The following is a 17,829-nucleotide window of genomic DNA, read 5'->3' as shown; positions in this document are numbered from 1 at the left end:
TGGATGTTCATAAGTGTTTTGATGATCCCAGGATAATCGATGATTGGCGGCTGCTTCAGTTCTTCGAGTCATCTGGAGAGTGCATGGGTGAGAGTCAAGTTTCGCTGCTGTTAAATGAAATGTGCCTGGGCGGGCATTTGCTTGACCAAGATGGTGGGCAGTATCTTTTTGTAGGTTAACTATGTAGGGCTAGAAAAGCGCGACAAAAAGGGGCAGATTTAAGTTGCTTGCTCTAATTTCGGTTCTTGGCGGCGAAGGGATCTAGCCATCATGTAGGTAGGCCGAAATTAGAGTAGAGAAAATAAATCGAGAAAATAAATCTGTCCCCCTTTTCTTACCCTTTTCTTAGTCGATATGAATAGGGTGATTGGCGTAGACGCAAAAACTGGAGGTAAGCCAACGAGTACTATGACAGTGATTACTGATCATAAAGGTAATCTTGTGAACGCTTTTCCAGGGAAAACATTCTGAATGTACTGTGCTATGTTGTGGAGTAAGGAAAGGGCCGCTGCGGGGTTGGATGGAGTGCTGAAGGTAATTGAAATTCCTAAAGATGCCATTCCAATGCTCATAAATGCGGATTCTAAAAATTATCCATTGCTCTCGGAACTGTGTCTTGATGATTATGGGTTGTACTCTGGAGGGCAGTTGGATCGGTTGCGGCTTGAGTTGAAAAATATGTCAAGAGCAACGAGTGGAATGGATGGATTTTTTTGTTCTTTGGACGATCTTGCTTTAGAGGCAAGGGTGCTTGGAGAAAGTGTTTTGTTTGATCCGTTTAGGGATTTAAGTAGTTAAGAGGAAAGCAAGAGGAAAGGGGACAGATTTATTTTTCCTACTCTAATTCCAGCTCCTGGCAGTAGGGAAAATAAATCTGTCCCCTTTTTCGGTGAGTGTTTGATCAAGGGCTGTGTGCCGGCCGACTATATTAAAACGGTAAAAAATAGGTTTTTTATGAAGCCGAAAACATACGAGCTTTTGAATCACATTCCAAAACATGCGGATTATGCCGTGAGTGCAGGAGATTTGGATCCAGAGGATATTCCACAGGATAGAATTGACGCCGTGCTGGATTTGCTTCGTCATGCGAATAACGATGAGGAGCACTTCTTGGCTGCGAAGTTACTGACCAGTTGGGGCATCCGTGAAGGGTTGATTGCCTTGGAGGGGAGAATGGACAAACCTGGAGGCATCGAAGGAGTCTACTTCCATCGACTACACGGATACGACGACACTTATTACCAAATACTCTTGGCTGTGACTCGGTATTTTGCCAACGTGGCTGATTGTGGAGATATCGAGGCTGCGAGAGTCCAGATCTATTCCCCCCTATCGAAAATCATTGCTTTGGCGAGTAGTGAACCGTTTGAAATAGCCAGAATTTTTGATTTCGCGAGTAGTGAAAACTACTCAGAGTATGTGCCTCTTGTTGAAAAGCACCTTGTCGCCATAATTGATCATCCCGAAATTCATCGCTGGAAAATTTATGATGCTATTGAGTTTTTGATGGTTTTCAATCCCGGTTTCGTTGCGTCTCTATTGAAAGAGAAAAACAAGACGATCGATGATTTTAGGCCGGTGACATAAGGGCGATAGCCTCGGTGCAAAAGCAACTGGTGCAGCTGAAGTACTGAGAAAAGGGGACAGATTTATTTTTCCTACTCTAATTCCAATTCCTGGTTGGAAAAGGGGACAGATTTATTTTCCATACTCTAATTCCAGATCCTGGCAGCGAAGGGATCTAGCTGTCACGTAGGTAGGCCGAGATTAGAGTGGGGAAAATAAATCTGTCCCTTTTTTGCTGCGAGATGGAAGTGTTATTTAAACGAGCGGTTAGTGAGCGAGGCCTCACATTGTATCAGGCTTTTGGTTACGCCTATGACGAGATGGATCACTATTTGCAGTCTAAGGCTGAGGGTGTGTGCTTGGCTGCCTATGTGTCATTGTTTATAATTCCCGTCAGGGCTGGGTTAAAATTTATAACGGAGGATCCCTTTACTCAGGATGTCTCCTCTGAATTTGTGGAAGTATATTCCTGTTTGCAGGCTGAAGGATTTTCTAAATTGAATGAAGATGGGTTGGTTATGCTGGTAGATGCCAGAGAGGTCATAGACTGCTTGGATAATTTTGGATTGGTTTAGTTTGGCGCAAAAAATGCATGTGCTGTTCGGGAAGGACCGTTTTCCACTTTGATTCCGGTGTCGATGAGGACGAAGGGGCGAGCAGTAATTAATGGTAGGTGGGATTAGAGTGGGGAAATTAAGTTTGTCAATTTTCCATTCGTTATTTGAGTTATTGCAAGAAAAGGATAGGTGGCAGTGAAGTTCAATGTAATGTTGGTTTTGTTTTTTGCTTTGTCTGGCTGCGTAACCAATCAACTGCATTTCGCCGCCTACACTACAGACGCAGAGCTATCTTCAATCAAAAGCAAAATTACTCACTCAACGATAACCAGTGTATCTGGCGACGAGCGCTGCACTCACTGTTCCGAGAGTAGTAAGGTGGTGTGGCATGCAGCCAACTACAAAACGGGTTTGTATGAGGGTTTTGCTAACGTCCCAGTCACCGATTGGTCTGAGTTTACCAAACGGTCTATCGGGTCTGATGCAGATGCGAGCATAAAAACCAGAGTCGAGATTGACCGGATTTTCGTCAAGACTTGGGGAAGTCCTGAGTATTATGCGTGCGAGGCCAGGCTCTCGGTGTATGTTGGAACGACCAAATATATGGGGCAGTCGCGTGTAAAAATAAAAATGGCAGGCCAGGAGTTGGTTGGTCGGGATTTGGTCTATCTGAAATCCGAGACATTAAATGCTGTTAGTCTTGCGTTGAAGGCAGCTTACATAGATGCATTTGGTAGGATTGAAGAAGTTTCGCGCTGAATTAGTTATAGGTTTGCAGATCTATTTTGCTAATATAAATTCGGTTCTTGAGGGGCGCGAGGGGTAGAGCAGTCAAGCAGGGCAGGCCAAAATTATTGTAGAGCAGATCAATCTCTTTCCTTTAGGGTTCGAATTGGAGTGCAAAATGAGTGAGAGTCTCAAAGGTTGGAATTATCAGGTTTTGATGCTTGTTCAAGCCTTGGTCGGTGCTGTTTCCCCTAATTTTAGAATGGTTTCTATATCTTTTGAGGGCGAAGAGTGGGTCACTAGGTTTTACTTGGAAGAGTATGATGAGGAGGATGTTGATGAGGTTGTAGATGTGATGTGTCAATATGCGGCTTACCAAGACGGAGATCTGAAAAGTCGATACGAGGTGTTAGTCGGTAGTGGACGACTGCCTGGATATTCGGAAGTGGGAAGAGTGGCTTATAGAAGACGGGAGAGAATTGGTTCATAAGCTTGAGCGGCTGAAAAGGGGCTGAACTATTCTTTCTGCTCTATTTTCTATTCCTGTGGTTTCTAAGAGAACGAGCAGTCAGGCTGGGCCAGAGAAAATTTCGATCCCTGTGGGTTCGAAGGGTCGAGTAATCATGAAGATTAGGCCGAAAAGATAGAAGATATGAATTTAGGTATTATTTACCCAAGTTGGTCGAATTTTGGGTTTTATGACCTCTCGGCCAATGAGCCTGATGCCAAGGTTCAGAAGGAGCGACCTCCTTTCGGTGTGCGTGAGATTGTGGGGTGGTTGAGTGACGACGTCAGTAGTAGTGTTAGCGCAAAAGCGCTGATCACTCGACTGGAGGACTGTCAGCTCCGTGGTCAATCTGAGTACTTGGGGTTCGGCAATGCACACCACATGGCATATGCGGCAGGTCATCTGTATCTAGAGTGTGAGTACAGTGAGGGATCCCAGGTATTAATGACCATTGAGCAAGCTGTTTCCACTTTGAGTGACTACATGGTTTTTTTACAGGCTGGCGTTCGGAACAAAGAGGCTCCACCTCAGCCGTTTATGGTTGAATACCTTGCCGAGGGAGAGGAATCTTATAGACGCTTTGAAGCGTTAGGTGGTCGTTTGGGGTTTTCGGTGGAAGAAATGAAGGGTGTGAGTCGGGCTGATCGGCAAGAAAATAAATGGAGAGTATTGGTCGATAAGTCTCATACTTCCAAAAAATCTTGATTGGGGATGGGAGGCGTATTAGGTGGCCGATGTAGCGCTGGAGGTAAAAATTTTTGACGGTGATGAAGCTGGACGATTTCTAGCGATGGCTTCGATTGGGTTGCTTTCGTCAGTCAGGGCTGGTGTCATCGAACTGGATGAAGCAGAACGCTTGTTGTTCTCGCCCGGAGCGTCAAGTGTTTTTAGAAGGAAAGGGATTTCTGCTGTTGTCTGCGATCTTGTTATGGAATGTTGCGAGTTGGAGGACATACTGGGTCTCTTGCCGGATAGGTTTGATAGCGAGCTTGTACGGCTAATTGATGCTTTTTCGGAGTATTTAGCCGCCACGACACCCCTAGATGCCTATTCGGATCATGCGGAATATAGGTAGTTTATATGCTGCTGGCAGTGGCGGGGAAAGAGCATAGGCATGGGCCTGTTTCATTTTTCACCGCACTTTTTCACATTGGCGCACGAACATGAAAATAATCAAATCCTTCGCGAAATTGACAGGGCTTAAAAGGTTTGCGGCTTGGCGAGCCGGCTGGCAGGAACCAGCGTCTGTTGACCTGTTTTCCTATATTGAAGATGTCGTCAGCCCAGAGGACAGTTTGATTTTTTGCAAATGGCTGTTCCCGGATTTCGTCGTGTTCGAGGATTCGGTGATACTGGAAATGAAATTTGACGAGCCCGCATTTCGTGTGTGGCTTGATCATTTTTCAGGCGATAAAGCCGGTGTCGAGAGGATGCTGAATCACACCCATCTGTACGATGTGTTTTCAGGGTGTGGATCTGCGGTGGACGAGGTGGTTTTCGAGCAACTGTCCAATGTGCTGGCCATGTCCTGGCGAATGGTATTGAAGGCGCAATTTCCTGATAGAAGCTTCCACGTAGAGGCTATTAACTCTGATCAGGAGTATGGCCCGGTGGTCACGTTCCATGAAATGCGTGCGACCGTCTCCATGTCGATGACCTCTGGATAGTGCCCCTGCCACGAATACAATCTTTGCTCCACGTCCTGAGACTGCAGATTGACGTCAAGATGATGTCAAATTAATATCGCCTCGCTCGGCCGACCCACCGTAAATGACTACCCTTTTCGTACGCAAGGAAGCCCCCTGTGATCAAGACCCTGTTCAAAGCTGCCGCCGTTCTCTCCGTCGCCCTGTTGTACGGCTGCGCCTCCACCCCTTCGGCAGACAAGATGCAGGCGGAAGTCGCCAACTACGCGTTGCCCAAGGCTGCGGTGGCCGACAAGGCTTTGGTCTATGTGGTCCGCCCCAGCAATGCCGGGATGATGGTGCGTTTCAACGTCTTCCTCGATGACAAGGAAGCCGATTCGGAAATGGGCTACAACCGCGGCAACCAGTACATCTATTTCTACGTGACACCGGGCACTCACGTGATCAGTTCCAAAGCCGAGAACTGGGCCGACATGACCGTGAATGCGAAGGCCGGCGAGGTCATCTACCTCAAGCAGGAAGTCGAGATGGGCGTGGTCATGGCGCGTAACAGCCTCAAGGTGCTGAGCGACCTCGAAGGCCGCTACCTGGTCAAGGACGCGGCGCTGGGCACCATCGCCAAAGAGAGCAAGTAAGCGCTGCCGATCCGTGTGGTGATCGGCATGAACAACAAGGGCGACCCTCGGGTCGCCCTTGTTGTTCATGCCGTGGAAAAAGGTGGAAGAAGGAGCGCGCTCCCAGCAACGCCAACTACTCAGTTCAACCAGCTCAACGCCGGCCCCTGCGGCACGATCCGCGTCGGGTTGATGTGGTTGTGCGAGTAGTAGTAATGCAGCTTGATATGCGCCATGTCGATGGTGCGGTAGATCGCCGGGATCTGCGTCAGGCGCACCAGGTACTGGTACAGCGCCGGGTACTCGGCCAGGGTCTTGTGGTTGGCCTTGAAGTGCACGTAGTACACCGCCTCGTAGCGGATCAGCGTGGGCAGCAGGAACAGGTCCGACAGGCTCAGCTTGCCGCCCACCAGGTACGGCTGCTTGCGCAGCCGGTGCTCGAGGGTGTCCATGGCCGCGAAGAACTGTTTGTAGGCCTCGTCGTAGCTCGCCTGGTCCGGGGCGAAGCCCATGTGGTAGACCATGCGGTTGATGTTGGTGTGCAGCCACTGGTTGAGCTCGACGATGTCACAGCTGGAGCGGTCGGGCACCAGGTCGATCGGGGTCTTGGCCAGGGGCAGCAGGCGGGTGGCCATCTGCAGCGCCAGCTCGGCCGAATCGTTGTGCACGATGCGGTTCTGCTGGCGGTCCCAGAGCACCGGCACCGACTGGTTGCCGGCAAAGCCCGGGCGCGAGCGCTCGTACAGGCTCGACAGCAGGGTGACGTCCTTGTGCAGCGGGTCCTGGTCGTGCTCGTCGAACTCCCAGCCCTGGTCGTGGCGGCGTGCCGCCACCGAGGTCACGTCCAGCGCGTCTTCCAGGCCCAGCAGGCTCTGCACCAGGTGCACCCGGTGCGAGAACGGGCAGGCGTGGGAGATGTACAGGTGGTAGCGGTTGGGCTCGGCCACCAGTTCGCTGAGGAACAGCTCCTGGACCGACGGGTTGTCTTGGCTGCGGGTCATCTTACCTCCCTACTGCGGTGGCCAGGCTTGGGCATGGGCGCTCGCCGAGGGCGGCGATGCTGTGCTGGATCTTCAGGTTGGCGGCGGCCAGGCCCGCGGCCAGGCTCTCTTCGCCCATGCCCAGGCCTTCGGCGTAGATGAATTCGACGCTGTTCAGGCCGACGAAGCCCAGGGTCTGCGACAGCCAGCCGGCCAGGGTGTCGGTGCCCTGGCTGTAGACGCCGCCGCTGGCGTTGAGCACGTGCACCGGCTTGTCGTCGAGCAGCCCGACCGGGGCGCCGTCGACATAGGTGAAGGTGACGCCGCCACGCACGATGTAGTCGACCCAGGTGTGCAGGATCGACGGTGCGCCGAAGTTGTAGCGCGGCAGGCCAATCACCACGCGGTCGGCTTCCTGGATTTCTTCGATCAGCTCGTTGGACAGCTTCAGCGCCGCAGCCGCCTCGATGCTGCTGGCGTCGCCGCCGAACAGGGCGTCCATGGTCACCGCATTGAGGTGCGGAATGGGCTGGGCGTGCAGGTCGCGCACCGCCACCGAAGCTTCGGGGTTGACCTCTTTGAGCTGCTTGAGGAAGTTGTCCACCAGTTGGCCGGAGAAGCCGCCGTCGGACTTGATCGAGGAGCGGATGACCAGGACCTTGTGATTCATTGCGCGAATCCTTTCTGTGATGTGTGTGATAGCCAGTCTTGAGCAATCGGGCGGGAGTGAAAAGCGCAGATAATCAGGGTATTACCCTTAAGGTTGTCATGTATCGCCAGGGGCTCTGGGCTGGAACGAGCGCGGGGCAAGCCTGCTCCCACAAATCGCGTGGGAGCGGGCTTGCCCCGCGATGAACGTGATGTGCGATTACGCCGTCACCACTCCCGCTTGAGCCTGAACTTGCTCAGCTGCGCGCTGGCGATGCGGGTCTGGCTGCCGTCGGCATTGACCCGCCAGGCCTCGGCCTGGGTGAACATCAGGTTGCGGCCGTCGCGGATCACCTTGGCGTGGAACAGCACCTCGGTGTCGCGCGGCGTGGCCGACAGCAGCAGGGTGTTGAAGCTGTTGGTCAGGGCGTACTCGTCCGGCCCCAGCAAGGGCAGGGTGGCGAGCATGCTGGTGACGTCGAGCATCGAGTAGATCACCCCGCCGTGCAGGGTCTGGCTCAGGTTGTCGATGTCGGCGTTGACGGTCAGCCGGCAGGTGCACTGGCCGGGGGACTGTTCCAGCATCTCCAGCCCGCAGTAGCGCTGGTAGGCGTGTTCGAGCAGCGCGCGCGAGTGCGCGGCGGCGTGGTCGCTGATGGTGCTCATGGTGTGATCCTTCACAGGTGCCGGGCAATGATTTCCAGCATGATTTCGTGGGTGCCGCCGCCGATGGCCAGCAGGCGGGCGTCGCGGTGGATGCGTTCGACCAGCGAGGGCTCGACGCAGCCGTGGGCGCCATGCAGTTGCACGGCGTCGCGGGCCAGGGTTTCCAAAGTCTGCACGGCGCTGTTCTTGGCGATGGCGACCTGGTGCGCGTCCAGGGTGCCTTCGGCCTGGCGGGCCACGCAGGTGTCGACGAACTGGCGGCTGACCGTCAGCTGCGCGTAGTGCTCGGCCAGGCGCTGGCGGATCACCGACTTGTCGAACAGTGGCTTGCCGCCGACCTGGCGGCTCTTGCACCAGTCGATGGCGGCCTGCAGGGCCATGTCGGCACTGGTGATGGCCATCACCGCCAGGTTCAGCCGCTCCTGCTGCAGGCTGGCCTGCAGCAGGCGGCCCACGCCACCTTTCTCGGTCAGGCGGATGGCCGGCACGTTCTCCAGCTCCAGGTCGGCCAGCGGCAGGCAGCGCCAGCCCAGGGCGCGGCGCGGCGTATGGCGGATACCGGCGGCCGAACCCTCCACCAGGAACAGCGCCAGGCCGTCCTCGCAGTGGCCGACCATCAGCAGCCAGTCGGCGCGGGTGGCGTTGCAGATGAACGCCTTGTGCCCGTTCAACCGGTAGCCGTCGGCCTGGCGCGCGGCGCGGCACTCCAGGGCACGCAGGTCGGAGCCGGCCTGGCGCTCGGTGATCGCCAGGGCGATGCTCTGGCGGCCGTCGAGCACCGCCGGCACCAGGTCGTGGACGATCGGGTGGCCGGTGGCCTGCACTGCCTTGAGGCTGACGAAGTGCGAGCCCAGGCCCATGGTGATGCCCTGGGCGCCGCTGCGGGTCAGTTCCTCGATGAGCACGGCCACCGCCCGTGGGTCGTCGGGCAATTGCCGATGGTCGTGGCCCAGGCCCAGAAGGCCGGCGGCGCCGGCCTCGCGGTTGAGCGCGGCGGGGTAGGCGCCGAGCTGTTCCCAGGCATCGATGTTCGGCGTGATCTGCGCCTGGACAAAGGCTTGCAGGCGCTGACGATATGCATCAGTCATGGCGGCCTCCTCAGAACACCGTGGTCAGGGCCAGGTCGTGGAAGCGCTCGACGATCGGCCGGATCCGCGACGAGGTCATGGCGCTGTCTTCCTCGAAGTAGTACAGGTCGGTCATATCGCGCATCACTTCCAGCATCACCCGCGAACGCTCGGCGGCGCGGATCTCGTAGCGCTGCAGGGCACTGTCGAGGCGCTCGTCGCAGCAGCCGACCAGGGCCTGGGCGAGCATGAAGGCGTTCTCCAGGCCCAGGGTCAGGCCGTAGCCGAGGGTCGGCAGCATGGCGTGGATGCTGTCGCCGAGCATCACCACACGGCCGTTCTGCCAGCAGCCGGCGCCGGTCAGGGCCATCATCTTGTGGGTGAGGATCTGCTCGTGCTCGGTGGCTTCCATCATCCGCACCACATCCGGCGGCAGGTCGGCGAACAGCCGCACCAGGCCGTCGCGGTCGAGCAGCGGCTGGTTGCGGTGCTGGTAGGCGGCGAACCAGTAGCGGTACGGGCGGTCGGCCGCCAGCGGGTAGGTGACCACCCGCGAGAACTCCGAGGCGAAGATCTGGCAACGGTCGGGCAGCAGCAGCGGCGAGTCGAACTCGACCATGCCGCGGCTGGCCACCAGGCCCGTGTCATAGGGCGTCAGCCCCGGCTCCAGGCACTGGCGCACGGTGGAGCCGACGCCGTCGCTGCCGATCACCAGGTCGAAGTCTTCCTGCTCGCCGTTGCTGAAGGTGACCCGCGCCTGTTCGCCGACCTTCTCCACCTTCTCGCAACCCATCTGGTAGCGGATCTGCCCCGGCGCCAGGCGTTCGCGCAGCAGGCCGAACAGCTCGGGGCGTGGGAACATCACCGCCGGCGCCGGGATCCCCAGGCCGTCCGGGCGTACCGGCTGGCTGTGGATCAGGCGACCGTCGCGGCCATGGGTGTCGAGGAACTCGATGGCCTTGCCGCGGCCGATGAAGCTGGTGTCGTTGAACAGGAAGCGCAGCACCTGCACGCCCTGGGGCCAGACGTAGATGCCGGTGCCCGAGTCGCGCGGGCCATGGGCCCGCTCGTACACCGTGGCCTCGAGGCCGAAGCGCTTGAGAATCAGGGCGCAGGCCAAGCCATTGAGGCCGGCGCCGATGATCGCGATCTTCATGCGGCCACCTCGCTCAAGGTGTTCCAGCTCTGGCCGCTCATGCGGTAGCGGCGCTGCAGCAGGCACAGGCTGGTCAGCTCCATCAGCATCGGGTCGAGCAGGCCTTGTTCCTGGGCGCTGAGGGTCGGCAGTTGCTTGAGCAGGCTGCGCACCTTGGCCGCGTCGAAGAACGGCAGCGCGTCCAGGTCACGGCTGTGCAGGGTGTCCTGCACCAGTTGCCACAGGCGGCCTTGCTGCTGCAGGGTGGCCGGCGGCGCGCGGAAGTAGTGCTTCTTGCGCTCGTACAGGGCCTTGGGCAGGTAAGGGCGCATGGCTTCGCGGAACACGTACTTCTCGGTGGCGCCGCGCACCTTCATCCACACCGGCAGCTGGCAGGCCAGTTCGACCACGTGGTGGTCGAGCAGCGGCACGCGGCCTTCGATGCTGTTGGCCATCTCCATGCGGTCGCCCAGGGTGGTGAGGACGAAGTTCGGCAGGTACGACTTGGCCCACAGGTACATGGAGTTGTGCACCGGGTCGCGGTCGGCGAGCTTGCCGTGGTCGAGGCGGTCGAAGAACTGGCGGTACGGGTCGACACCGGTGAAGTGGTCGCGGAAGTCGCCGCGGTACAGGCTCTCCAGGGCCTTGAACCAGCCGGCCTGGTTGTCCAGCCACGACACACCGTGCTTGAGCTGGTCGACCATCCAGTGGATGTCGTGGGGCATGTGCGCGTTGGTGTAGCCCTGTTCGTTGGCCTGGATGCGCTGGCGCAGCAGGTCGATGACTTTCGGGTCTTGTTGTTCGTTGTTGTACAGCAACATGTCGCGGCGGAAGTGCGGGTAGCCGGCGAACACTTCGTCGGCGCCTTCGCCGGTCAGCACCACCTTCAGGCCGGCCTTGCGCACTTCCTTGCTGAGGATGTACTTGGCCACGCCGTGGGCGTTGAAGAACGGCGTCTCGTTGTGCCATACCGCCTGCTCGAAGTTATCCGCCAGGTCGTCCTGGGTGATCTCGATGGTGTGGAAGCGCGCGCCGTTGTGCTCGGCGGCCATGCGCGCAAAACGGTTCTCGTCGTAGTCGTCCATGTCGGTGAACGACAGGTTGAAGGCGTCCAGCGGCTCGCCCTTGAGGGCGGTGGCCATGCCCAGCATCGCCGAGGAGTCGATGCCACCGCTCAGGTACACGCCCATCGGCACGTCGGCGCGCAGGCGCAGGCGCACGGCTTCTTCGATGGAGGCACGCACGGCCTCGATCATGCCGGCCTCGTCGCTCGGCGCCGGGGTGTCGCGGCGGGCGAATTCCATGTCCCAGTAACGGCCGCTGTGCAGGCCGCCGTGGTCGACCATCACCCAGCAGCCCGGCTGCACGCTGCGCACGCCTTCGAACAGGGTGTGGTCGCGCAGGTAGAAGGCGCGGCTGGCGTAGGCGTTCTCGTCCCAGGTCGGGTTGACGCCGGCGGCCAGCAGGGCCTTGATCTCGGAGGCGAAGTACCAGTTGCCTTCATGCTGGGTGTAGAACAGCGGCTTGATGCCCAGGCGGTCGCGCACCGCCAGCATCAGGCGGCGACGGCGGTCGAACAGGACCATGGCGAACTCGCCGCGCAGCTCCTTGAGCCCGGCCATGCCGGAGCGGCGGTACAGGTGCAGGGCGATCTCGCTGTCCGAGGCGGTCTTGAAGATCGCGCCTTCGGCCTGCAGCTCGGCGCGGATGCGCTCGTGGTCGTAGAACTCGCCGTTGACGATCACCGCCAGGTCGCCTTCGTCGGCGACGATCGGCTGCATGCCGTTGTCCAGGCCGATGATGCTCAGGCGGGTATGGCCAAGCACGGCGCGCTCGCCCGGGTCACGCCACAGGCTGTGCTCGTCCGGGCCGCGGTGGTTGATGGCGGCCAGGGCGTCGAGGATCGACTGGTCGCTGATGCTGTTGCGTTTGGACTGGTAGACACCGATGAAACCACACATGGCAAAATCCTTTTCTCATAGGTCGGGCGTCGTCGGCGACGCCGGAACGGCGCGGGCTTCGTGGTCCGCGCACCCAGGGTTCATTGCGCCCAGTCGGGGCGGCTGCGTTCGAAGAAGGCGGCAAGACCGTGCTGGCCCTCGCTGGAGGTGCGCAGGCGGGCGATCAGCTGCAGGTTGCAACCCTGCTCGTCGAGCAGGTGGTCGCGGCCTGCCAGGCGCGCCAGCATCTGCTTGATCTCGCGACTGGCCTGGGGGCCGGTCTGCAGCAGGGTGGCCAGCCAGCGGTCGCGGGCCTGCTCCAGCTCGGCGGCGGGCACCAGGCGGTGGACCAGCTGCAGGCGCAGCGCGTCCTCGGTGCCGAACACCTCGGCCGAGAGCATGTAGCGCCGTGCCTGGCGCACGCCCATGGCGCGCACCACGTAGGGGCTGATCAAGGCCGGGGCCAGGCCCAGGCGCGCCTCGCTGAAGCAGAAACGCGCATCCTCGGCGGCCAGCACATGGTCGGCGCAGCACAAGAGGCCCAAGGCCCCGCCGAACACCGCGCCGCGGGCCAGCATCAGCACCGGCACCGGGAAGTCGTCCAGGCGCTGCAGGACGTTGGCCAGCAGGCTGGCGTCCTCCAGGTTGCGCGCATGGTCGAACTCGCGGCTGCGGCGCATCCACTCCAGGTCCGCCCCGGTGCACAGGTGCTCGCCGGCGCCGTCGAGCACCAGGGCGCGCAGCCCGGGGTGCTCGGCGAGGGCCTGCAACTGCTCGTGCAAGGCCCCGAGCAGGGCCTCGTCGAGGGCGTTGCCGGCATGCGGACGGTTCAGGGTCAGGCAGGCGACCGCAGGTTGCGGCCAGCTCAGCAGCACGTCGCTCATGGTCGTCAGCTCGCCATCTTCAGGGACAGGGCGGTGCTCTCGTACTGACGGCGATAGCCCTCGCAACCGCCGTAGCGGAACGCGCCGCCGGTGACGTACGGCGTGCTGTAGTCGGCGACGGCCGGGTGGTTGTCGCCGTAGAACCAGGCGCTGTACTGCTCATGGCCCAGGCGGGTGCGGCTGGCCAGCATGCGCGCATGCGCCTTGCGCCGCGAATGGGCCTGGTAGCCCGGCACCACGGTGGCACTGAAGAACTCGCCGACGCTGCCCGAACCGTAGCTGAACAGGCCGATGTTGCGCCCAGTCAGGTCCTCGTCGCTGTTGTCCAGCAGCGACAGCAGGGCGATGTACAGCGAGGCGGTGTAGCAGTTGCCGATGGCCTTGCCGTACAGCTGGCTGGTGGCGTAGGCCTGCTCGCCCAGGGCCTTGGCTGCTTCGGGTTCGATCGCCTCGAACACCGAGAAGGCCTTCTTCGCCATCTTGGTGAACGGCTGGTGGAAGCACAGGAAGCTCATGTCCTCCAGGCCCAGGCCGCCGTCGGCGCGGTAGCTCTGCCAGGCGTTGCGCAGCGACTCCAGGTAGACCTCGATCGACAGCTTGCCGTCGACCAGCGCGGTGCTGCGCAGGTTCGGCCGCCAGAAGTCCGAGACGTCCAGGCTGTAGCGGCCCTGGTGCGGGTGCAGTTCCAGCAGGCGCGGGTTCTCGGCCACGATCATGGCCACGGCGCCGGCGCCCTGGGTGCATTCGCCCTCGGAGTTCTGCTCGTAGCGGGCGATGTCGGTGGCGATCACCAGCACCTTTTCGTGAGGACGCTGGGCGACCAGCGCACGGGCCATCTGCAAGCCGGCGGTGGCGCCGTAGCAGGCCTGCTTGAACTCCACCACGCGGCAGTCGGCGCGCAGGCCGAGCAGGCTGTGGACGAACAGGCCGGCGGCCTTGGACTGGTCGATGCCGCTCTCGGTGGCGAGGATCACCGTGGCGATCGAGGCGCGGGTGGCGTCATCGAGCAGCGGCAGGGCGGCGTTGGCCGCCAGGGTCACGATGTCTTCGTCCGGGGCCGGCACGGCCATGAACTCCTGGCCGATGCCGACCAGGTACTTCTGCGGGTCGATACCGTGCCGTTCGGCAAGTTCTTCCAGTGCGAAAAAGTGTTGCGGTACAGACAGCCCAATATCATCAATGCCGATTTTCATGTGTATGCCCAATTATTTTTCACTGTTGAAAAAATCCCAAAATACACAACCGGTCTTGTTGTTCCGGTGCCAGTCCCTGCTGGCCATTTAATTATTGCGGCTGAAGCTTTTGCCAAAAAAAGCGAATAATTCAGATGGGATTGATGACGCCTGTTCATGGTTTTCCGGGTGCGGAAAGTTTGCATTTTATTTATCGCGCGCAGGCGTGCGCCCCGTGATTCCACGCGGCTTATGCAAAGGGGTGATGAACAGATTGTCGAACAATAGGGCAATTAAAATTTTCAATTGTTTTAATATGAAAATTTTATGGCGGTGTTGTCGCCTGATTGACCTGTTGTTTCGGCTATATATTTATGCCGTATCGCTTGTGCATATCTGCATGGTCGGGACTTCCTTGTCCATTATTCATCCATTAGTGCCAGGCACTGTGCGGGACGTTGTTGTCGCACGAAGCGGGCTGGGCGAATAGTGACAAAAAGTGCGCGCATCACGGCACGGTCTTCATGTGTTGGCGGCAGCTGTGGTACAACGCCGCAGGACAAAGGATTCGTCGCCCGGTTTCCGGGCACACAAGGAGGTAGTGGTGTTTTCCAAGATCAGTCTCGATCAGTGGCGCGCGTTCGTCTGCACGGTCGAGTGCGGCGGTTTCCAGCAGGCCGGCGAGCACATGTACAAGTCGCAGTCGGCGATCAGCCATTCGGTCAACCGCATGGAAATGCTCCTGGGCCAGGAGCTGTTCATCATCGAAGGGCGCAAGGCCGTGCTCACCTCGCTGGGCAAGGCGCTATTGCCCCAGGCCAAGCACCTGCTGGGCGCGGCGCAGAAGCTCGAGCACCTGGCCAACCAGTACCAGCCCGGGTTGTTCACCGAGCAGGCGCTGGCGGTGGATGTGCTGTTCCCCATCGAATTGCTGCAGCAGGCATTGCAGGAGTTTGCCCTTGAGTACAAGGATCACCGTATCCGCTTGTACGAGACGGCGTTGTCCGGGGCTCGCGAGTTGCTCGAGGACGGCAAGGTCGAGCTGGGCATCGCCAGCAGCCTGCCCTCGGGGTATCTGCAGGAGTTCTTGCTGAATGTCTCGTTGATCTGCGTGGTGGGGGCCAGCCACCCGCTCAGCGAGGCGCAGGGCGAGTTGAGCCTGGACGACATGAAGAACCACCGGCAGGTGGTGATCCGCGATTCCGGCACGCGCAATTCGCAGAACAGCGGCTGGCTGGGGACCTCGCAGCGCTGGACGGTGAGCAGCCTGGCGGCGGCCGAGAGCTTCGTCGAGCGGGGGATGGGCTTTGCCTGGCTGCCGGAGCACCGGGTGCAGCAGGGGTTGGCGCAAGGGCGGTTGGTGCGGGTCAACCTGCAGCATCAGCGGGAGCGGGAGGTGCCGATGTACATGGGGTATCCCGAGGAGTACCGGCACAGTCCCGAGGTGCGGTTGCTGGCGCAGATACTGCGGGAGCGGTGTCGGGAGTATCGGCCGGTTGTTGCTTGATGGATCGTTGGGGCTGGTTTCGAGGGATGTAGGCGCATTCATTTGTGATGTCGACGCTTAGTCACCTTTCCGCCCTTACGGCGGGTCCCTTTTTGAAGCATCAAAAAGGAACCAAAAAATGCTTGCTCCATTCATCCGGCCCTCCGCTTCGCTCCGGGTTCCCTCACTCCGGCCTTGCTCCCGGGAGGACCGCGCTGAACGCCCCATCCTGGGGCGCAGCGCTTGACGGGCATCCATGCCCGTCACCTCCCTCCGCAAGGCCTGCGTTCGGCCTCCTGAAGTCGCGAAGTTACGGGCGGCGCCTGGGCTGGTGCAGCTATCGCTAGTTGCTGTTTGGTGAACTCTTGATCGCCATCGCGGGCTTGCTCGCAATCCGGGTCTTGCCCGGCCATGCTTGTTCATTTTCCAGGTAAGACATTTCCGAACCTGAAACCAAATGCTTCAGCCAGCAAAGCTTGGGAACTATCCTACGCGCTCGCCGGAAGCTGCTGCGTTGTCGGGGAAATACCCCACGGATAACTTCACGGGGTCGCCACACCAGGTGACCGGGCGTGAGAACCCGAGGCGTAAATTATCGGCAATCCAGTTATGGCAGCCGTGCCCGGGCAGACTTCAGTCTGGCCGAGTTTCTCTTGCGCCTCGGTTTCTCACCCCGTGCACGACTGCCACCCTTTGTCCTGTGAGATGCCAAGGTCATTGCTTCATGGTTGCCGTACGCGGGCAGACTTCGGTCTGGCCGGCTTCAGTGCGTCGGTTTCTCACCCCGCGTACGGCGGCCACCTGCTCGTTGAGAAAGATCGAGATGGGCAGTGCCTCCAGTCAACCCCGCAGATCACTCGGCAGGAAATCCCGCTCCGGCTCGTAATCCAGCTTCAGGTACCCCGCCAATTCGCGCAGGTCTTCCGGGCTCAGGCTGCCGGCCTGCTGCTTGAGCCGCAGGCTGTCGACGATGTACGCATAGCGCGAGACGTTGTAGTCACGCACCGCATTGTACAGGTCGCGCTGGGCATCTAGGATATCGACGATGTTGCGGCTGCCCACCTCATACCCCGCCTCGGTGGCCCGCAACGAGCCCTGGCTGGAGATGATGCTCTGGCGCCGCGCCCGTACCTGCTCGACATCGCTGACCACCGCGCGGAAGGCGTTGCGCGACCCTTCCAGCACCTCGCGTTCGAGGCTGGTGCGGCCGTACTCGGTACGCGCCAGCTCATGGGTGGCCTGGCGCACCCGCGCGCTGGTGCCGCCGCCGCTGAACAGCGGCAGCTTCATCTGCACCATCACCGAGCTGTCGCGCTGGTTGCCGGGGCGCTGGCCGAAGTGCGCGCTGGAGTCCATCAGGTCGCTGTCGCCCTCGGCGTAGCCCATGGCCAGGTTGAAGGTCGGCAGGTGATCGGCCTTGCTGCTGCGCAGGGTCTGGCCGGCCTGGCTGACGGCGGCCTGGCTGGCGCGCAGGCGCAGGTTCTGCGCCATGGCCTGTTCGACCCAGGCCTCGGCGCGCTCGGGCACCGGCGCCTGCACCGGCAGGCTGTGACGGATCCCGGCCAATGCCGGCTGGGCCTGGCCGGTCAGGCGCATCAGTGCCTGGTAGGCGTCCTCGCTGCGGCGCTGGCTGTCGATCAGGTTGGCGCTGGCGCGGTCGAAGCTGGCCTGGGCCGAGAGCATGTCGTTCTGGTCGGACAGGCCGGCGTCGTAGCTCAGCCGGGTCTGTTGCAGCTGGCGGTCGAAGGCGCGCAGCTCGGCCTTGGCGGTGGCCAGGTTGTCCTCGGCCAGCAGGGTGTCGAAGTAGCTGCTGGCGGTGTCGAGGATCAGCTGCTGCTGGAATGCCGAGAAGTCCAGTTCGGCCTGTTCGTTCTCGGACTGCGCGGCCTTGTAGTCGAACCAGCGGCTGAGGTCGAACAGCGGTTGGTCGAGGCTCAGGCGGTACAGGCTGCCGCTGCGTTGCTCGACCTGGCGGCGGTCGCTACGCACGTCGCCGGCCTCGGCATCCAGGGCCACCTGCGGCAGCAGGCGGGCGCGGGCCAGGGGCACGGCCTCGCGGCGGGCCAGGTAGTTCTCGCGGGCGGCGGCCATGTCGCTGTTGTGCTCGACCACCTGGGCGTACACCGACATCAGCGTCGCACGGTCGGCGGCAACGGCCTGGGCCAGGGGCGCCAGCAGCAGCAGGGGCAGAAGGGTCTTACGTAGCATGTCGTTTCTCTTTATTCGGGCCGGCC

18 protein-coding genes are annotated in these 17,829 nt (G+C 60.0%); 9 read left to right on the top strand and 9 right to left on the bottom strand.

Annotation, left to right across the window (positions count from 1 at the left end; translation table 11 throughout):
• The first annotated feature begins 525 nt into the window (after positions 1 to 525).
• The 8 genes from ACVWY1_RS11500 (at position 526) to ACVWY1_RS11465 (ending at position 5,638) form a co-directional block, all read left to right on the top strand.
• Positions 526 to 798, top strand: a complete 273-nt coding sequence (locus ACVWY1_RS11500) for a hypothetical protein (RefSeq protein ID WP_277503263.1) — start codon at positions 526 to 528, stop codon at positions 796 to 798.
• A gap of 156 nt (positions 799 to 954) precedes the next feature.
• Positions 955 to 1,587 carry a hypothetical protein gene (locus tag ACVWY1_RS11495; protein WP_457378293.1) on the top strand — a complete coding sequence of 211 codons (633 nt, stop codon included), beginning with the start codon at positions 955 to 957 and terminating at the stop codon, positions 1,585 to 1,587.
• A 731-nt stretch (positions 1,588 to 2,318) separates the two neighbouring features.
• Positions 2,319 to 2,882 carry a hypothetical protein gene (locus ACVWY1_RS11490; protein ID WP_277503264.1) on the top strand — a complete coding sequence of 188 codons (564 nt, stop codon included), beginning with the start codon at positions 2,319 to 2,321 and terminating at the stop codon, positions 2,880 to 2,882.
• A gap of 145 nt (positions 2,883 to 3,027) precedes the next feature.
• Positions 3,028 to 3,339: a hypothetical protein gene (locus tag ACVWY1_RS11485; protein ID WP_277503265.1), complete on the top strand. Its 312-nt coding sequence runs from the start codon at positions 3,028 to 3,030 to the stop codon at positions 3,337 to 3,339.
• Between the two features lie 162 nt (positions 3,340 to 3,501).
• Positions 3,502 to 4,062 (top strand): hypothetical protein, encoded by a 561-nt coding sequence (locus ACVWY1_RS11480; protein WP_457378292.1) that lies wholly within the window; start codon positions 3,502 to 3,504, stop codon positions 4,060 to 4,062.
• Positions 4,063 to 4,084: 22 nt separating this feature from the next.
• Complete coding sequence (locus ACVWY1_RS11475) at positions 4,085 to 4,432, top strand: DUF3969 family protein (protein WP_277503267.1); 348 nt, start codon at positions 4,085 to 4,087, stop codon at positions 4,430 to 4,432.
• Between the two features lie 88 nt (positions 4,433 to 4,520).
• Positions 4,521 to 5,024, top strand: coding sequence for a hypothetical protein (locus tag ACVWY1_RS11470; protein ID WP_111532715.1), 504 nt, complete (start codon positions 4,521 to 4,523; stop codon positions 5,022 to 5,024).
• A gap of 221 nt (positions 5,025 to 5,245) precedes the next feature.
• Positions 5,246 to 5,638, top strand: coding sequence for a DUF2846 domain-containing protein (locus tag ACVWY1_RS11465; protein ID WP_277505570.1), 393 nt, complete (start codon positions 5,246 to 5,248; stop codon positions 5,636 to 5,638).
• 119 nt (positions 5,639 to 5,757) lie between these two features.
• Here the strand turns inward: ACVWY1_RS11465 and ACVWY1_RS11460 are convergent, their stop codons facing one another.
• From ACVWY1_RS11460 to ACVWY1_RS11425, 8 genes are all read right to left on the bottom strand, one after another.
• Positions 5,758 to 6,618, bottom strand: a complete 861-nt coding sequence (locus tag ACVWY1_RS11460) for a glutathione S-transferase C-terminal domain-containing protein (RefSeq protein WP_046856513.1) — start codon at positions 6,616 to 6,618, stop codon at positions 5,758 to 5,760.
• A 1-nt stretch (position 6,619) separates the two neighbouring features.
• Entirely contained in the window at positions 6,620 to 7,267 is a 648-nt protein-coding gene (locus ACVWY1_RS11455; RefSeq protein ID WP_023629104.1) for an FMN-dependent NADH-azoreductase, read from the bottom strand.
• A gap of 206 nt (positions 7,268 to 7,473) precedes the next feature.
• Positions 7,474 to 7,911: a PaaI family thioesterase gene (locus tag ACVWY1_RS11450; RefSeq protein ID WP_046856512.1), complete on the bottom strand. Its 438-nt coding sequence runs from the start codon at positions 7,909 to 7,911 to the stop codon at positions 7,474 to 7,476.
• An 11-nt stretch (positions 7,912 to 7,922) separates the two neighbouring features.
• Positions 7,923 to 8,999, bottom strand: coding sequence for an acyl-CoA dehydrogenase family protein (locus tag ACVWY1_RS11445; protein ID WP_457378291.1), 1,077 nt, complete (start codon positions 8,997 to 8,999; stop codon positions 7,923 to 7,925).
• A 10-nt stretch (positions 9,000 to 9,009) separates the two neighbouring features.
• A complete protein-coding gene (locus tag ACVWY1_RS11440) occupies positions 9,010 to 10,134 on the bottom strand; it encodes an FAD-dependent oxidoreductase (RefSeq protein WP_102683558.1) in 1,125 nt (374 codons plus the stop codon).
• Positions 10,131 to 12,074 (bottom strand): asparagine synthase (glutamine-hydrolyzing), encoded by a 1,944-nt coding sequence (gene asnB / locus ACVWY1_RS11435; protein WP_102683557.1) that lies wholly within the window; start codon positions 12,072 to 12,074, stop codon positions 10,131 to 10,133. Before asnB ends, ACVWY1_RS11440 begins: the two co-directional genes overlap by 4 nt.
• Before the next feature lie 80 nt (positions 12,075 to 12,154).
• The gene (locus ACVWY1_RS11430; RefSeq protein ID WP_046856508.1) at positions 12,155 to 12,937 is read right to left on the bottom strand and encodes an enoyl-CoA hydratase-related protein; all 783 of its coding nucleotides are present in this window, start codon (positions 12,935 to 12,937) and stop codon (positions 12,155 to 12,157) included.
• A gap of 5 nt (positions 12,938 to 12,942) precedes the next feature.
• Complete coding sequence (locus ACVWY1_RS11425; protein WP_110704543.1) at positions 12,943 to 14,130, bottom strand: hydroxymethylglutaryl-CoA synthase; 1,188 nt, start codon at positions 14,128 to 14,130, stop codon at positions 12,943 to 12,945.
• Between the two features lie 583 nt (positions 14,131 to 14,713).
• Between ACVWY1_RS11425 and ACVWY1_RS11420 the strand changes: the two genes are divergently transcribed.
• Positions 14,714 to 15,616, top strand: a complete 903-nt coding sequence (locus tag ACVWY1_RS11420; protein WP_263158532.1) for a LysR family transcriptional regulator — start codon at positions 14,714 to 14,716, stop codon at positions 15,614 to 15,616.
• An 819-nt stretch (positions 15,617 to 16,435) separates the two neighbouring features.
• Here ACVWY1_RS11420 and ACVWY1_RS11415 read toward each other — a convergent pair.
• Positions 16,436 to 17,803, bottom strand: coding sequence for a TolC family outer membrane protein (locus ACVWY1_RS11415; RefSeq protein ID WP_198754911.1), 1,368 nt, complete (start codon positions 17,801 to 17,803; stop codon positions 16,436 to 16,438).
• Positions 17,804 to 17,829 lie beyond the last annotated feature (26 nt).

Source organism: Pseudomonas sp. TE6288, from assembly GCF_054062095.1.
Note: the sequence above shows the minus strand (reverse complement) of the source record. Positions and strands in the feature narration are given on the sequence as shown.

What these genes read in the sequence shown, in the direction of transcription:
- ACVWY1_RS11495 (WP_457378293.1), top strand. Translation starts at nt 955, where the DNA reads ATGAAGCCGAAAACATACGAGCTTTTGAATCACATTCCAAAACATGCG.
- ACVWY1_RS11485 (WP_277503265.1), top strand. Translation starts at nt 3,028, where the DNA reads ATGAGTGAGAGTCTCAAAGGTTGGAATTATCAGGTTTTGATGCTTGTT.
- ACVWY1_RS11480 (WP_457378292.1), top strand. Translation starts at nt 3,502, where the DNA reads ATGAATTTAGGTATTATTTACCCAAGTTGGTCGAATTTTGGGTTTTAT.
- ACVWY1_RS11470 (WP_111532715.1), top strand. Translation starts at nt 4,521, where the DNA reads ATGAAAATAATCAAATCCTTCGCGAAATTGACAGGGCTTAAAAGGTTT.
- ACVWY1_RS11465 (WP_277505570.1), top strand. Translation starts at nt 5,246, where the DNA reads ATGCAGGCGGAAGTCGCCAACTACGCGTTGCCCAAGGCTGCGGTGGCC.
- ACVWY1_RS11460 (WP_046856513.1), bottom strand. Translation starts at nt 6,618, where the DNA reads ATGACCCGCAGCCAAGACAACCCGTCGGTCCAGGAGCTGTTCCTCAGC.
- ACVWY1_RS11455 (WP_023629104.1), bottom strand. Translation starts at nt 7,267, where the DNA reads ATGAATCACAAGGTCCTGGTCATCCGCTCCTCGATCAAGTCCGACGGC.
- ACVWY1_RS11450 (WP_046856512.1), bottom strand. Translation starts at nt 7,911, where the DNA reads ATGAGCACCATCAGCGACCACGCCGCCGCGCACTCGCGCGCGCTGCTC.
- ACVWY1_RS11445 (WP_457378291.1), bottom strand. Translation starts at nt 8,999, where the DNA reads ATGACTGATGCATATCGTCAGCGCCTGCAAGCCTTTGTCCAGGCGCAG.
- ACVWY1_RS11440 (WP_102683558.1), bottom strand. Translation starts at nt 10,134, where the DNA reads ATGAAGATCGCGATCATCGGCGCCGGCCTCAATGGCTTGGCCTGCGCC.
- asnB (WP_102683557.1), bottom strand. Translation starts at nt 12,074, where the DNA reads ATGTGTGGTTTCATCGGTGTCTACCAGTCCAAACGCAACAGCATCAGC.
- ACVWY1_RS11430 (WP_046856508.1), bottom strand. Translation starts at nt 12,937, where the DNA reads ATGAGCGACGTGCTGCTGAGCTGGCCGCAACCTGCGGTCGCCTGCCTG.
- ACVWY1_RS11425 (WP_110704543.1), bottom strand. Translation starts at nt 14,130, where the DNA reads ATGAAAATCGGCATTGATGATATTGGGCTGTCTGTACCGCAACACTTT.
- ACVWY1_RS11415 (WP_198754911.1), bottom strand. Translation starts at nt 17,803, where the DNA reads ATGCTACGTAAGACCCTTCTGCCCCTGCTGCTGCTGGCGCCCCTGGCC.